Here is a 14,932-nt window from a genome sequence, read left to right on the forward strand (position 1 = left end):
ACCCTGATTATGGATACAATAAAACGTATCCATCTCTCAAAAATCCCTTAACGCAGGCATACGGCAGTGATTAGCTGCACTCCAGATTAGCTTTCTGTCGTCCTTCATCTAGAGCTTCTTTCAGCTAGGGAAGCTCCTCTCTTCTTCGCAAATGCGATACAGATGGACTACAACATACTTTATCCTTCAACATTTTCATCCAATGACTCTATAACACGAATTATAGACACCCGAAAAAAGTTTGTCAAATCAATCTTTCCGCTTAAGTGCTAGGTTCCTTTGCATTCCTTCGAATAAAATGATTTTTCGCATGAATTATGGCTACTTTGATCACCACAAGGACCGGGACGGCCAAGATCAGTCCTAGAATCCCGCCGATTTCTCCTCCAGCTGTTAATGCAGCCATAATAATTAAGGGGTGCATATGAAGACTTTTCCCCACAATCAAAGGGGATAAAATGTTTCCTTCAAGAAATTGAAGACCAAACACGATAACTAATGTAATCAATACTAATTTTACGGATGATGTGGCAGCGATAATGACGGCCGGGACTGCCCCGATGATGGGCCCAAAATAGGGAATGACGTTTGTTATCCCGACTATTAAACCTAATATTAACGGATATTTTAAATGGAACAGCCAAAACAATAGGGCAGAGACACTGCCAATAATGATACATACCAGTAGTTGTCCCCTAATATAGCTGCCAAGGGATTCATCCACATCCTTCAGGAATAGCGTCCCTTTTCTCCGCCATTGTTTAGGTGTTATATACCAAATTGCCCGTTTGATCAACGGAAAATCCTTTAACATATAAAAGGCAATAAATGGAATAATCATCATAATTAATGCTGAATTAAGAAACTTAATTAAAATATTGACAATGACCGTTAATAAGGAATCCAGTTTTTTTTCCAACGCATCAATGCCTTCATCCATTCTAGTCTGCAGACCATCTGGCCATTCCCGTGTGTGTGATTGAAGCGTAGTAATCCATCCTCTGTATTGCTCTGCTAATACTGGTGCACTTTCAGAGAGATCTTTTATTTGGTCAATGATTGCTGGAACTCCTTTATACACGCAAAAGCCGAGTCCACCAAAAAATAAGATATAAATTAGAAAAATAGCTAATCCACGGTGGAGACCCTTTTGATGTAATTTTTCCACAATTGGATGGAGCAAGTAGGTGATAAATGCTCCAATTGCAAAGGGAAGAATAATAAGGATAACCACCCTTAAAATAGGCAGCCACACAAAGCGGATTTTTAGAAAAACATAAATGGCAATTAATAAAAGGAGTAAAAAACCGATGCGGTAATACCACTTCATTCGAATTTCCACATTATCCGAGCCTCCCTTCAGGTTAGTGTTAGAGACACTCGGTAAAAATATGCATTAATAATCCCCCTCTGCTGCGAGGGGGATTCGTTCTAAAAGATCGCTCGTTTTACTTTCTTTGTCATTCTTTTCATATTGCGGGTGGACATCATATTATTTCTTTGGGCGACATTATAGGCTGCCATCCCCGCACCAAACGCAATCATCGTCGTCATCATTTTATTCATACGTTTCACCTCTTTAATAGACGTTAAATAAGTTTCTACTCACTTTGATAACGGTCTAGCATAGCGTTTCCGCTTTTCTCTCTTAAAGGGTGTAACGACGCTCTTCTTCTTCAAACAAATCGTCCAAGGAACTAAGTGACCCGTCTTCTTCGACTTGATGGGTATTGATTAGGCCTTTGTTTACTGAAAGTTCAATAAAGCAATTCCAACAATAATATTGGTTAATTCCAATTTTACCGATATCCTTGCTTTGACAATTGGGACACTTTAACATGGAAAGACACCTCACGTATTATTTACATCTACGATAATGGCATCCTTTCCGATTGCTAAGGGCTTCCCGGATTGAATGACTTGTTTGCCTTCCGTAAGATCCGAAAAGAAGCCATCCGTGATTTCGTACCCTATGATTGTGCCCAATTCCTCCTGAAAATATACATCTTTTAACAAACCAAGGGATTCCCCGCTTTTTGAAAGCATCATCATCCCGTCTAATGGCTGTTGATGTGTTAGTGTATATTGGGGGTCTTTCAGCTTTACTAAAGAGGCGTTATCCTCAATCATTACCCCATCTACACCGAAGGAAGCCACTTTTTGGATATCCAAAAAAAAGGATTGTTTGAAAAAAACGCCTTTTTTTACCAATAATCCGTCTACCCTGCCGGTGCTCGAGATACATAAATCACTTACCTCGCCAATTTTCTGACCGCTGTTTGTTTCAAAAACAGGCTGTCCTTTTAATAAAGAGAATGTCCGCAAAGAGTGTCCCACCTCCTGTGAACATTCATAGTGTTAGTCATTTGCCATGAAATCATAAGGTGAAACGTTTTCCATTCCAACCATTGGATTAGCCTGCATGAATTTTTCTTCGTAGGACAAGGCAGAACCTATTTCTTCACCTTGGTCATTATTTTGTATCGCTGTATTTGATTCATGCTTTTTACCAACATGTGAAGCAGGTGTAATCGACTCTTGCAGCTTTTGACACAAAGTAGTTTGGCGGGAGAGTTCATCCGCTCTTTCTACGCCCATTTTAAGAGCATCGACTTCACCGCAAAGAATTAAGGATTGTTTACTTCGTGTGATGGCTGTATAGATTAAATTTCTACGTAACATCCGATAATAACTTCTTGTCACTGGCAAAATGACAATCGGGAATTCACTGCCCTGCGATTTATGGACGGAGCAGCAATAGGCGTGGGTAATTTGAGTTAAATCTTGTCTGGTGTACTCGACTTCATTGCCTTCAAAGGAAATGTATATCATATCCTGTTTTTCGGTGTTTTCCTTCGCATAGATAATCGAGATAATTTCCCCAATATCCCCGTTAAAAACATTGCTTTCTGGTTGGTTCACCAGTTGGAGTACTTTATCACCAATCCGATATTTGACCTCACCAAAAGCAATTTCCTTTCTTTTACCATCAGGATTAGGATTAAATATTTCCTGTAATAAAACATTCAAGCGGTCAATTCCAGCCGGCCCCCTGTACATAGGCGCTAACACTTGAATATCCTTTGCGGAATAGCCTTTATTTTTCGCATTAAAGGCGACTTTTTCAACCACTTGTGCTACCTGGGCTGTTGAACATTTAATAAACGACCGATCTGCTTGCTTCTGAGTGATATCAGCGGGCAAGTAGCCTTTTTTAATTTCATGGGCAAGTTCAATAATTGAAGAACCTTCTGCCTGTCGGTAAATATCCGTTAACCGTACGGTTGGAATCCGTTCAGATGTGAGCAAATCTTTTAAGACCTGTCCCGGTCCGACCGATGGTAATTGATCTTCATCACCTACCATGATGACTTGGATATTTTCGGGAAGTGCCTTAAATAATTGATTCGCAAGCCATATATCGAGCATCGAGGTTTCATCTACGATGATAATTTTCCCTTCGAGCGGACTTGCATCGTCACGGTCAAATCCTTCTTGACCATTAAATCCAAGTAAACGATGGATGGTTACCGCAGGGAGGCCGGTCGATTCACTCATCCTTTTAGCGGCTCTTCCTGTCGGGGCTGCTAATAAGAACGGAAAAGGTTCGCCTTTTTTCTGGTATTCCTTAAGCTCTAAGGAACATCCATGCAGTTCTGAATAAAGTTCTACAATTCCTTTGATAACCGTGGTTTTTCCTGTCCCTGGTCCACCGGTTAGAATCAACATAGGCGACATTAACGCCGTTTGGATGGCTTCACGCTGCGAGGGTGCATATTGGACACCCAGTCGTTCCTCTAAACTTCCTAATGAGAGAAGAAATTCAGATTCCGGAAATTGATCCTTATATTCGGTCTGTTCGAGGATACGCTGAATATTTGTTACCAGCCCTTTTTCGGCAAAATATAAGGATGGTAAGTACACGCGTTTCTCTTCACCAATTAATTTGCCCTCTTCTTGCAGCTTGATGACTTCATTTGAAATATCTATGTATTCTATTTGATCGCGCTTGTTCTCTTCTAAAAGGGCTTTTACTTGTTCTAATAAGTCCTCAGCATGGATGTAAACATGCCCCGTCTGCATGCTTTCATTTTCAAGGATGTAGAGACAGGCTGCCTTAATCCGGTCAGGGTGATTCCCCGAAATCCCTAGTTGGTACCCGAGTTCATCCGCCCGGCCAAAACCGATTCCCTCGATATCTTCAACAAGTTTATAAGGATTCTTCTGCATAATTTCAAGCGTCTGTTCTTTATAGGCTTGATAAATCCGCATCGAGATTTGAGGTCCGAAGCCATATTGATTTAAAGCGACCATGACTTGCTCTAACCCTTGATGCTCCATTAATGTATCGTAGAGCATTTTTGCCTTTTCTGGAGGGAGTTTTGGAATGGAGTCGAGCAATGATGGCTGGTTGAGAATCTTTGAAATGGCGTCGTCTCCTAAGGTTTCAACAATGTTTTCAGCTGTCTTTTTCCCAATACCTTTAAACATCTCACCTGATAAATAGTTGATGACCCCTTGTTTCGATTGGGGCATATCTTTGCGGAAATGATTGGTATGAAATTGCAGTCCAAACTTAGGATGATCCTTAAATTCCCCGAAAAAGATATAGGTCTCCTGTTCATGGATTTTTGGAAAATAACCGGTGACCACAGCCTCTTTGTCCTCATAAGAATGATTGGTTTCATCGACTCTTATTCGTAAAACCGTGTAAAGGTTTTGTTCATTGTGAAAAATGGTGACAATCGGTCTTCCCTTTACAAATTTCCCCTGTTCAGCAAATAAATCCAACGTGTCTTGCTTTTCCATTTAGCTCCCTCCCTTCTATAAAATAATGAGTATTATTGATTGTTTTCTATTAATTTTTTCGCATGACCAGCGAGCAGATGGTCGGGTTGAATGTCAAGTGCTTTGTTTAACATTTCTAATGCTTTGCCTGGATTGTCTTGAAATGCGTAGGAAACACCTAAATTATAAAAGGCATCGGAATGAGTTGGATCCAATTCGATACATTTTTCAAATTGAATGACAGCTTCAGCGATGAATTCTAGTTGTGCAAGGCATAATCCGTATTGAAAACGAGCTTCCGCATCAGTTTCATTTAACTCCACACTTCTTTGTAGATAAGGGAGAGCAAATTTCCCTTGATCTAATTGAACAAGCGTCAGCCCTAACATGAAATAATTATCACTGGATTGCAGACCCTTTTTCATTGCAGTCTCAAACATATTCTTAGCTTCGTGTAATAGGTCCTTGCTAAATAACAAAGCCCCAATACTATAATAAGCAGCCGCAGCGTTATCATCTATTTCAATGGCTTTTTGATAAAAATTAAGAGCCTTTTCGTCGTCCCCAACTGCAGAAAGTACATTTCCGAAATTTATATAGGCAACTGGGTCGTTTGGGTTTTCTTGAATGGCTTCATTAAAGGCCTTTGCCGCCTCTTCCAGATTGCCATCCTGCATGTATTGTACACCTAATTGGTTTTTATCCATTAGTACCACTCCAATCTAAGAGAAAGTATATCATATTTTATAAAAAAATAATTTCAAGAGTTGTAACCAAACGGGGTATTCCCTATTTAACTGCCCGGTGGGATCTCGCCAAGTTTGATGTTTATTTCGCCAAACTCTGGGGAGATTTCGCCAACTTTCACTTTTATTTCGCCAAACCCTTGAATTACCCACAAAAAAACCTGATTCCATTTGAGGAATCAGGTCTTCTATTATCCCACATAGGTTAAACGTTCACCATTTTTAAAAACATGATCAATCGTCCCACCGCCAAGACATTCATCACCATTGTAAAAAACAACCGCTTGTCCTGGTGTAATTGCCCGAATCGGTTCGTCGAAAATAACTTCCACTTGATTATCTTCCAAGAGACGAACGGTTACGTTATTGTCTTCCTGACGATAGCGGAATTTTGCGGTACATTTAAATTCAGCTGGCTTTTCACGGTCGGATACCCAGCTGACATTGACAGCCGTAATCGAGTCTGAATAGAGTTTTTCATGATGAAAACCTTGACCGACATAAAGGATATTTCTTTCTAAATCCTTACCAATTGCAAACCACGGCTCACCCGAACCGCCAATCCCCAGGCCGTGGCGCTGACCAATCGTATGGTACATCAAGCCCTCGTGTTTACCTTTGACTCCACCAGCGAACGTCTCCATGTTCCCTGGCTGGGCAGGTAAATATTGACCTAAGAACTCTTTAAAATTCCGTTCGCCAATAAAACAAATCCCCGTGCTATCTTTTTTAGCAGCCGTGGCAAGGTTTGCTTCCTTCGCAATTTCCCGGACTCTTGGTTTTTCAAGATTACCAATTGGGAACATTACCTTACTTAATTGCTCTTGGGTCAATTGGTTCAAGAAATAGGTTTGATCCTTATTTTCATCCAGACCGCGCAGCATCTTATATTCTCCATCCCGATACTCAACTTGAGCATAGTGACCGGTCGCTAAATAGTCCGCTCCTAAATTCATTGCATGTTCAAGGAAAGCTTTAAATTTAATTTCCTTATTACACATAACATCCGGATTAGGGGTCCGTCCTGCTTTATATTCTTCAAGGAAGTAGGTAAACACCTTATCCCAATATTGTTTTTCGAAATTAACTGCATAATACGGAATGCCAATTTGGTTACATACACGTATGACATCTTCATAATCTTCTGTTGCAGTACAAAAACCGGTATCATCTGTGTCATCCCAGTTTTTCATAAAAATACCGATGACATCGTAGCCTTGCTGCTTCAACAAAAGTGCTGCCACAGAAGAATCTACTCCACCAGACATTCCGACTACCACTCTTGTATTTTTCGGATCTTTTGTTTCCAATGAATTTCACCTCTCTATTGCCAAAAGCTTTACTAAATTATTTTTTCAAACGAGAAACAATTCTTGCCGTTTCTTCCGCAGCCTTAACAACTTCTTCAATGGTTGTATTATAGCCAAAGCTGAACCGAATCGAATTAGTTAATCGTTCTGAGTTTTTTCCAAACATGGCAACAAGCACGTGGGAAGGTTCAATTGAGCCCGCAGTGCAGGCTGAACCGCTCGATACAGCAATTCCCGCTAAATCAAGATTGACGAGCATTGCTTCCACACTTGTCCCAGGAAAGCTTAAGTTTAATACATGTGGCAAAGAGTTATCAAGTAATCCGTTTATGTTAAATTCTACATCTAGCTCCCGAAGCTTATCAATTAACGTTCGTTTCATTTCAAGGAATTGTTCGCGTTTTGCCTCACGATTTTCATTTGATATTAAAACAGCTTCATGAAAACCAACTATTGAGGCAATATTCTCCGTCCCTGCCCGTCTTTTTCGTTCTTGCTCACCACCGAAGGAACGTGGAGAAAGCTTAATATTAGATTTTGAAAAAAGGAAACCTACTCCTTTTGGTCCATTGATTTTATGGGCTGAGACAGATAATAAATCAATGAAACTTTGATTGACATCAATTTCTTCAACGCCATATGCTTGGACAGCATCCGTATGGAAGATTGCTTGATGATCTTTTAATAACAGTCCAATCTCCGTTATTGGCTGGAGTGTCCCTACTTCGTTGTTACCGTACATAATCGACACTAATATGGTATCTTCTCTTAGTGCAGCTTGAAGGTCTGCCAACGAAATTTGGCCACGATCATCGACGGGTAAATAAGTGACCTCATATCCTAGTTTTTCTAATTTTTGGCAGGCATGAAGGACAGCATGGTGCTCCACTTCAGTGGTGATTATATGTTTGCCCCTATGTTGATACGTTTCAGCGGCTCCAAATAACGCCATATTATCCGCTTCTGTTCCGCCGCTTGTAAAAATAATCTCGGTTTCCTTTGCACCAATGCTGCCTGCTAACACCGAACGGGCCTGGTCAATCAGGTGACGGGCTTCCCTCCCATATGAATGGATGCTTGAAGGATTTCCGAAAGTTGATTGCATCACCTCAAGCATTTTTTCAATAACCATAGGATGCATAGGCGATGTTGCCGCATGGTCGAGATAGATTCGTTCCACATTTACACCTTCTATCAAAATAATTCTCAATGTTACTTTTTTACCCTAAATATAAAACATATATCCTTCTGGCGTTTCGTCATTACTATGATTCGCTAGGTCCTCTAAGGTCGTGTTGTCCAACACATCCTTAATAGCATCCCGAATTCGAATCCACAATTCCCGCTTAGCGGGTTCTTCATCTTCTATCCCTTCCACTGGGGCAATTGGTCCCTCTAATACACGGATCACATCACCTGCAGTAATTTTGGATGGGATGTTGGTTAGGATATAGCCGCCGTACGCACCACGAATACTTTTTACTAAACCCGCATTACGCAATGGGGCTATCAATTGTTCTAAATAATGTTCGGATAAATCATTCGCTTGTGCAATTGTTTTTAATGATATTGGACCCTCGCCGTGCTTTTTGGCAAGTTCAATCATAATCGTTAAACCATAGCGACCCTTTGTTGATATTTTCATATCGCACCTCTATTCGTATCTATAAAATTTAATTTAAAATCCATAGTAATTTGATAGGCATTAATTATATCATATTCTTCTTTAATATGCTTTTTCAACGGAAAATGGTAAAGTAAGGCTATATATAGTTAGATTGTTATTCGAATTTTGGAGAGATGTAACCATGCAGCAAAAGCCTTTAGCGTTTCGGATGCGGCCTAGAACAATTGAAGAAGTTGTCGGGCAGCAGCATTTGGTTGGCGATGGAAAAATCATATCAAGAATGGTGAAGGCAAAACAACTGACCTCGATGATTTTATATGGTCCGCCCGGTATAGGCAAAACATCCATTGCCAGTGCAATTGCCGGCAGCACCAAATATGCCTTTCGGACACTTAACGCCGTCACGAATAATAAAAAGGATATGGAAATTGTTGCCGCCGAGGCAAAAATGTCAGGAAAAGTCATTTTGCTTCTTGATGAGGTCCATCGTTTAGATAAAGGGAAGCAGGATTTTTTATTACCTTACTTAGAAAACGGTATGATCGTCTTAATTGGCGCCACCACCAGTAATCCGTATCACGCCATTAACCCAGCAATCAGGAGCCGCTGTCAGATCTTCGAGTTAAAACCACCTACACCTGATGAAGTAAAATTGGCATTACATCGTGCCCTCGAGGATGAGGAACGTGGATTCGGAAAGATAAAAGTAGAAATGGCCAATGAAGCCCTGCTGCATTTTGCCCAGGGATCCAATGGGGACGTAAGAAGTTCTCTAAATGCCTTAGAATTAGCTGTATTGTCCACGGATAAAGACGAAAATGGGGTCATTCATATCGACGTGGAAACCGCTGAAGAATGTTTGCAAAAAAAGAGCCTCGTTGCCGATAAGGACGGGGATGGGCATTATGATGTCCTCTCTGCCTTTCAAAAGTCGATCCGCGGGAGCGATGTCAACGCTGCACTCCATTATCTCGGCCGCTTAATCGAAGCAGGAGACCTGCCAAGTATCAGCCGTAGATTGATCGTGATCGCCTATGAAGATGTCGGATTAGCTAATCCAACAGTTGGTGCACGCACGTTAGCTGCGATTGAAACGGCTGAGAGAATTGGCTTTCCGGAGGCAAGAATTCCCCTAGCCAATGCGGTGATTGAATTATGTTTGTCACCTAAATCAAACTCGGCTGTTTTGGCTATTCAGGCTGCACTCGAAGATATCCAAAAAGGCATCGTTGGCGAAGTACCTGACCATCTAAAGGATGCCCATTATAAAGGAGCAAAGGAACTAGGCAGAGGAATCGACTACAAGTACCCACACGACTACGAGAACGGCTGGGTTCCACAGCAATATCTACCCGATCGATTAAAACACAAACAATACTACCAACCAAAGAAAACCGGAAAATTCGAACAAGCCCTTGCAATCGTATACGAAAAGTTAACAAGGAAAAAATAGGGTGTCAGGCACCATGTGAATTCTTCACATGGTGCCTGACACCCTTTTCTTTTTTATGAGGCCACATCACGTTTCTTAAAGACGGTGAAGGCAAAGAATTGGAATACCGCGAAGTAGATGAGTAACATGATGACTGAGAATGTCATTGACATCCCTTCGACCATAGGTGTCCCTTCTACATATTGCATAAGGTTTGTGTTTGCAAACAAGATGTATTTAGCCCAGCTAAATTTAAGAGACAATAGGACAGTAAATTGAGCCCCTGTGAACAATAAAAATAATGATAAGCCGATGGCTAAGGAACTGTTCCGGAATACAGATGAAATCATGAATGCCATCGTCGCTAACATAATCGTATCAATGGAACTTAATCCGTAATAGATTAACAAGTGAATAACAATCGGTTGTTCCGTTACTTGGCCATTAGAATAATTTAGATATGGAATAGCTTGGTCTGGCATTCCAAAAAGAAGTGCGCCTAGCAAAGCCGAGAAAACAAATAAAATGCCAAGCATTAATAACGCGAACAATAAGACAGTCAAATATTTCGAGATCAATATCTTGTTCCGGTTGATTGGTCGTATTAATAACAATTTGATGGTTCCCCAGTTGAATTCACTGGCGACAATTCCAGCTGAAATGATAATTGTAAATAATCCAGGCAGGATTATCAGTTGGGACGCATCTTTTACAAATGTCCAGACATTATATTTTTCGTGAAAGGGGATATGATGCTTGATACGGTAATCATTTATTGCGATTTCCTCTTTATAAAATTGCTTTTCCAGCTTTGAAGAGCTTTGTTCCATCTGCTTCTTTAATGCGTCATTTTCCTGCTGTAATGTCTGTTCCCAATTTTTATCGATGCTGAAATCTTTTTCTTGATACTTATGAAAAATACCAAAGGCAGCAGTTATTACAACAAGAATGGCGATCATTACATAGGTTCCAGGTCGTTTAAAGATTTTCATCCATTCATTTTTAATTAAATTAACCACGGTTTGGCACCCCCTTTTCGGTTGTCAATTCAAGGAAACGATCTTCTAATGTCTTCGCAACTTCCCTGATTCCATAAACCTGAATATCCTCCGTTACGAAAGTTTTAATTAGTGTAGGAATTTGTTCCTTTGGAAGTTCGATCGTTATTCCATTCCTAGAAAGGTTCGCTCGAGCATTGGGAAAGTGAACACCAATCAGCTGTAAGGCTTTATCAGCGGGGACTACTTCCAGTTCATGGGTCGTTTCAGAAGCACCGTGAACAAGTTCCTGGACAAGCTGTACATCAATTAAGCGGCCACTTTGGATAATGCCAATCCGATCACACATCATTTCCATTTCGGAAAGCAGATGGCTTGAAACAATCACAGCTAGATTTTTTTCACGTGCTAAGAGACGGACATAGTCGCGGATCTCTCGGATACCAGCGGGATCCAATCCATTTGTTGGTTCGTCCAAAATCAAGACTTGAGGGTCATGTAAGAGGCACTGAGCCAATCCTAGTCTTTGGCGCATTCCTAGTGAATAGGTTTTTACCTTATCGTGAATCCGATCAGTTAATCCTACTAGTTCTACTATTTCAGCAATCTTCTCTTTGGAAATACCATTTGCCATTCTGGCATAGTGAATCAAATTTTGGTACCCCGTCAAAAATTTATACATTTCTGGGTTCTCTACAATTGCTCCGATATGACGAACAGCCTCTTCAAAATTAGTCTTTATGCTGGAACCGCCAACCTCGATGTCTCCAGATGTAATCGCCATTAACCCTACGATCATTCGAATTGTCGTTGTTTTTCCTGCGCCATTTGGACCTAAAAAGCCAAATACCTCTCCTTTATTTACTTGAAAGCTAATGTTATCTATAATGGTTCGACCTTTAATTACCTTCGTTACATTTTTCAACTCAACAATTTTTTCCAAACTCTCTCTCCTCACTATGTATTCTCACACTAGTTTATCTTATTCTAGAAAAATTTACCTCCCTAAAACTTTAAAATATAAGAAAAACCCCAAACCAATTAAAGTTTCAGGGCTCCATCAAAAGCTTATTTCTCATCTGATACACGTTGAATTTTGATGCTGCTTAATAATTGTCGCACCACATAGCTTGCCATAATCAAACCAGCAGCAGACGGAACAAAGGCGTTTGATGCTGGCGGCATTTGCGCTTTGCGGATGGGTGCATTTTCATTTCCTACTTCTTTTTTAATATCTTCACGAATCACAATCGGGCTTTCATCAGAGAACACAACAGGTATTCCTTTGTGGATTCGTTCCTTCCGCAGTTTTGTACGGATGACTTTGGCAATCGGATCCGTATGGGTCTTTGAAATATCCGCAATTTTAAAACGGGTTGGGTCCATTTTATTGGCTGCTCCCATACTTGAAATGATTGGAATATTCCTTTTTAAACATTCCTTCATTAAATGTATTTTATAAATAATCGTATCTGAAGCATCAACCACAAAATCTAAATTATGGCTAAAAATTTGTTCATAAGTCTCTTCTGTATAAAACATTTTTAAGGAAATAACTTCGCAGTCAGGATTAATATCTCGAATCCGCTCTTCCATAATTTCCACTTTCGGCCTTCCAACAGTGGAAAGCAATGCGATCAACTGGCGGTTGATATTGGTAATATCCACATCGTCTTTATCTATTAAAATTAACCGTCCGACGCCTGAACGGGCCAATGCTTCGGCTGCAAAAGAACCGACACCGCCGATACCTAAAACAGCGACCGTACTGTTCTTCATAATTTCTAGGCCTTCTTTACCGATGGCTAGTTCGTTCCGTGAAAATTGATGCAACATGATGTTCACTCCAATTATAAATTCGTTATGTTTCTTTTTCCCGATTAAAAATATATCATACACTCCATCAAAAACAAGCATCTTGATAGGATGAATCAAGTAAAAAGCAAAATAAAACCTCCCGAAATCTACAGGAGGTTGAGCATTTTGCAATTGAAAAGAGTCCCAATTATGCCGTCACTTTTAACATCCTTAGTTTTGATCCCGCATTCAGCAGGGGGGTGCCCTGTTCCCGAAATTGTAAGTCCCCTTACCCGTATAAGAGTGGGGCATTTACGCAATCAGGAAACTCTAGACTCCCGAATAATTAATGTTCGGTCAAAACTTCAGGCAACGCAACGTACATCTCAGGACTCTTCTTTGTTGCTTTTATAATAGCATATTGAAAATCCGGATTCAAGGATTCATGAAAGCGAATTCCTGCTATTTTTTAACATTTAGTGACAGATGTAATTCCTTCAATTGGGCCTCAGAAACTTCCCCAGGAGCATCCGTTAACAAGCAGCTGGCACTAGCAGTCTTAGGAAATGCAATGGTATCTCTTAGGTTGGTGCTTCCAGCAAGAAGCATAACCAATCGGTCCAATCCAAGCGCGATCCCGCCGTGTGGTGGTGTTCCATACTCAAACGCATTCAATAAGAAACCGAATTGCTCATTGGCTTGTTCCGGTGTAAATCCAAGAATGTTAAACATTTTTTCTTGGATCGGACGCTCGAATATACGAAGGGATCCGCCGCCAAGCTCATATCCATTTAAGACAATATCATAGGCCTGTGCACGGACTTTTGACGGGTCAGAATCTAAATATTCAAGGTCTTCCCTAAATGGCATCGTAAACGGATGGTGAGCCGCGTAATAACGTCCTTCCTCCTCATCGTACTCAAGAAGCGGCCAGTCCGTTACCCATAAGAAATTGAATAAACTTGGGTCAATTAAATCTAAATCCCTGGCCAACTTTTGGCGAAGGGCACCTAAAGCATCGGCGACAACCTTTTTCTTGTCAGCAACAAATAAAAGTAAATCTCCTTCTGTTGCTTCAAGGGTCGCTTTAAGTGCTTGGGCATCCTCTTCTAAGAAGAATTTAGCAATCGGACCTTTTAGCCCTTCAGAATCGACTTTTAGCCACGCAAGCCCCTTCGCGCCATATACAGCAACGAACTCTGTTAAGGCATCAATGTCTTTACGTGAGTAATTGTCAGCGGCACCTTTCACATTGATTGCTTTTACTTGGCCTCCATTTGCAACTGCCGATGCAAATACTTTAAAGCCTGAATCCTTAACAATTTCAGAAAGATCGACGAGCTCTAATCCAAAACGAGTATCAGGTTTATCCGAGCCATAACGGCTCATTGCCTCGTCATAGGTCATCCGAGGGAATGCATCAGGCAGGTCTACACCTTTTACTTCTTTCATTAACTTTGTCATCATCTTTTCCATCATGCCCATGATATCTTCCTGGCTTAAAAAGCTTGTCTCGATATCGATTTGGGTAAATTCTGGCTGACGGTCAGCACGTAAATCCTCATCGCGGAAGCAGCGTGCAATTTGGTAATAACGTTCAATGCCGCCGACCATGAGCAATTGTTTAAACAGTTGTGGTGATTGCGGCAGGGCATAAAACTCGCCTGGATGAACACGGCTTGGTACTAAATAATCCCGTGCTCCCTCAGGGGTACTTTTTGTCAAAATAGGTGTTTCAATATCTAAGAAGCCTTCTCCATCAAGATAATCTCTGATTTGCTTGGTCACTTGATGACGCATCTTTAGGGTTTCAAAAATAACCGGACGACGGAAATCAAGGTAACGGTATTTTAAGCGGACATCTTCAGATGCATCGGTTTTATCAGAAATCATAAATGGCGGTGTCTTTGCTTCATTAATGATTGTTACTTTTTCTGCCTGCACTTCAATTTTTCCAGTTTTCAGGTTATCATTGAAGGTAGCTGCCTCGCGCGCTACAACAGTTCCAACTATATCTAAAACATACTCGTTACGGATTGTTTCAGCAATTTGCAATGCTTCTTGTGATAAATCCGGATTAAAAACTACTTGAACAATCCCTGAACGGTCGCGGAGATCAATAAAAATTAATCCGCCAAGGTCACGTCTTTTTTGGACCCAACCCTTCAATGTTATTTTTTCACCGACTGCTGATTCTGGGACTTCCCCACAAAAATATGATCTGCCAAACATAA

Annotated in this window: 14 protein-coding genes, 1 other RNA gene and 1 other annotated feature (1 of these 16 cut by a window edge); of the genes, 1 reads left to right on the forward strand and 14 read right to left on the reverse strand. The window is 40.7% G+C overall.

What is annotated here, in order from left to right; genetic code table 11:
* Window positions 1-199 (reverse strand) — a binding site (T-box leader) (it extends 30 nt beyond the left edge of the window).
* 63 nt (window positions 200-262) lie between these two features.
* From COJ96_RS20165 to cymR, 9 genes are all read right to left on the reverse strand, one after another.
* Window positions 263-1,342: an AI-2E family transporter gene (locus tag COJ96_RS20165; protein WP_098575589.1), complete on the reverse strand. Its 1,080-nt coding sequence runs from the start codon at window positions 1,340-1,342 to the stop codon at window positions 263-265.
* Window positions 1,343-1,431: 89 nt separating this feature from the next.
* Window positions 1,432-1,566 carry a YrzQ family protein gene (locus COJ96_RS20170; RefSeq protein ID WP_098575590.1) on the reverse strand — a complete coding sequence of 45 codons (135 nt, stop codon included), beginning with the start codon at window positions 1,564-1,566 and terminating at the stop codon, window positions 1,432-1,434.
* A gap of 82 nt (window positions 1,567-1,648) precedes the next feature.
* Window positions 1,649-1,840, reverse strand: a complete 192-nt coding sequence (locus tag COJ96_RS20175) for a hypothetical protein (protein WP_026563482.1) — start codon at window positions 1,838-1,840, stop codon at window positions 1,649-1,651.
* An 11-nt stretch (window positions 1,841-1,851) separates the two neighbouring features.
* Window positions 1,852-2,325 (reverse strand): PRC-barrel domain-containing protein, encoded by a 474-nt coding sequence (locus COJ96_RS20180; RefSeq protein WP_098575591.1) that lies wholly within the window; start codon window positions 2,323-2,325, stop codon window positions 1,852-1,854.
* Between the two features lie 33 nt (window positions 2,326-2,358).
* Window positions 2,359-4,809 (reverse strand): SF1B family DNA helicase RecD2, encoded by a 2,451-nt coding sequence (gene recD2 / locus COJ96_RS20185; protein ID WP_098575592.1) that lies wholly within the window; start codon window positions 4,807-4,809, stop codon window positions 2,359-2,361.
* Window positions 4,810-4,841: 32 nt separating this feature from the next.
* On the reverse strand, window positions 4,842-5,495 hold the full coding sequence (locus COJ96_RS20190; protein WP_098575593.1) for a tetratricopeptide repeat protein: 654 nt from the start codon (window positions 5,493-5,495) through the stop codon (window positions 4,842-4,844).
* Between the two features lie 230 nt (window positions 5,496-5,725).
* Entirely contained in the window at window positions 5,726-6,844 is a 1,119-nt protein-coding gene (mnmA, locus tag COJ96_RS20195; RefSeq protein ID WP_142333031.1) for a tRNA 2-thiouridine(34) synthase MnmA, read from the reverse strand.
* Between the two features lie 37 nt (window positions 6,845-6,881).
* Entirely contained in the window at window positions 6,882-8,024 is a 1,143-nt protein-coding gene (locus COJ96_RS20200; RefSeq protein WP_098575594.1) for a cysteine desulfurase family protein, read from the reverse strand.
* Between the two features lie 45 nt (window positions 8,025-8,069).
* Window positions 8,070-8,489 carry a cysteine metabolism transcriptional regulator CymR gene (cymR, locus tag COJ96_RS20205; RefSeq protein ID WP_098575595.1) on the reverse strand — a complete coding sequence of 140 codons (420 nt, stop codon included), beginning with the start codon at window positions 8,487-8,489 and terminating at the stop codon, window positions 8,070-8,072.
* A gap of 163 nt (window positions 8,490-8,652) precedes the next feature.
* Here cymR and COJ96_RS20210 point away from each other — a divergent pair, with 163 nt between their 5' ends.
* Entirely contained in the window at window positions 8,653-9,924 is a 1,272-nt protein-coding gene (locus tag COJ96_RS20210) for a replication-associated recombination protein A (RefSeq protein ID WP_098575596.1), read from the forward strand.
* Between the two features lie 53 nt (window positions 9,925-9,977).
* Here COJ96_RS20210 and COJ96_RS20215 read toward each other — a convergent pair whose 3' ends face one another.
* The 5 genes from COJ96_RS20215 to aspS form a co-directional block, all read right to left on the reverse strand.
* Complete coding sequence (locus tag COJ96_RS20215; RefSeq protein ID WP_098575597.1) at window positions 9,978-10,922, reverse strand: ABC transporter permease; 945 nt, start codon at window positions 10,920-10,922, stop codon at window positions 9,978-9,980.
* The gene (locus COJ96_RS20220) at window positions 10,915-11,844 is read right to left on the reverse strand and encodes an ABC transporter ATP-binding protein (RefSeq protein WP_098575598.1); all 930 of its coding nucleotides are present in this window, start codon (window positions 11,842-11,844) and stop codon (window positions 10,915-10,917) included. Before COJ96_RS20220 ends, COJ96_RS20215 begins: the two co-directional genes overlap by 8 nt.
* A 125-nt stretch (window positions 11,845-11,969) precedes the next feature.
* A complete protein-coding gene (locus COJ96_RS20225) occupies window positions 11,970-12,737 on the reverse strand; it encodes a tRNA threonylcarbamoyladenosine dehydratase (protein WP_026563472.1) in 768 nt (255 codons plus the stop codon).
* A gap of 158 nt (window positions 12,738-12,895) precedes the next feature.
* A non-coding RNA gene (gene ssrS / locus COJ96_RS20230) (6S RNA) lies at window positions 12,896-13,094 on the reverse strand.
* 66 nt (window positions 13,095-13,160) lie between these two features.
* Window positions 13,161-14,930 (reverse strand): aspartate--tRNA ligase, encoded by a 1,770-nt coding sequence (gene aspS / locus COJ96_RS20235; RefSeq protein ID WP_098575599.1) that lies wholly within the window; start codon window positions 14,928-14,930, stop codon window positions 13,161-13,163.
* Window positions 14,931-14,932: the final 2 nt, after the last annotated feature.

This window comes from Bacillus sp. AFS073361, assembly GCF_002567005.1.
Lineage (GTDB): Bacteria > Bacillota > Bacilli > Bacillales > Cytobacillaceae > Neobacillus.

Bases quoted from the DNA above. Each gene is read 5' to 3' on its own strand.
- recD2 (WP_098575592.1), bottom strand. From the start codon at position 4,809: ATGGAAAAGCAAGACACGTTGGATTTATTTGCTGAACAGGGGAAATTT.
- COJ96_RS20175 (WP_026563482.1), bottom strand. From the start codon at position 1,840: ATGTTAAAGTGTCCCAATTGTCAAAGCAAGGATATCGGTAAAATTGGA.
- COJ96_RS20170 (WP_098575590.1), bottom strand. From the start codon at position 1,566: ATGAATAAAATGATGACGACGATGATTGCGTTTGGTGCGGGGATGGCA.
- COJ96_RS20225 (WP_026563472.1), bottom strand. From the start codon at position 12,737: ATGTTGCATCAATTTTCACGGAACGAACTAGCCATCGGTAAAGAAGGC.
- COJ96_RS20210 (WP_098575596.1), top strand. From the start codon at position 8,653: ATGCAGCAAAAGCCTTTAGCGTTTCGGATGCGGCCTAGAACAATTGAA.
- COJ96_RS20190 (WP_098575593.1), bottom strand. From the start codon at position 5,495: ATGGATAAAAACCAATTAGGTGTACAATACATGCAGGATGGCAATCTG.
- cymR (WP_098575595.1), bottom strand. From the start codon at position 8,489: ATGAAAATATCAACAAAGGGTCGCTATGGTTTAACGATTATGATTGAA.
- aspS (WP_098575599.1), bottom strand. From the start codon at position 14,930: ATGTTTGGCAGATCATATTTTTGTGGGGAAGTCCCAGAATCAGCAGTC.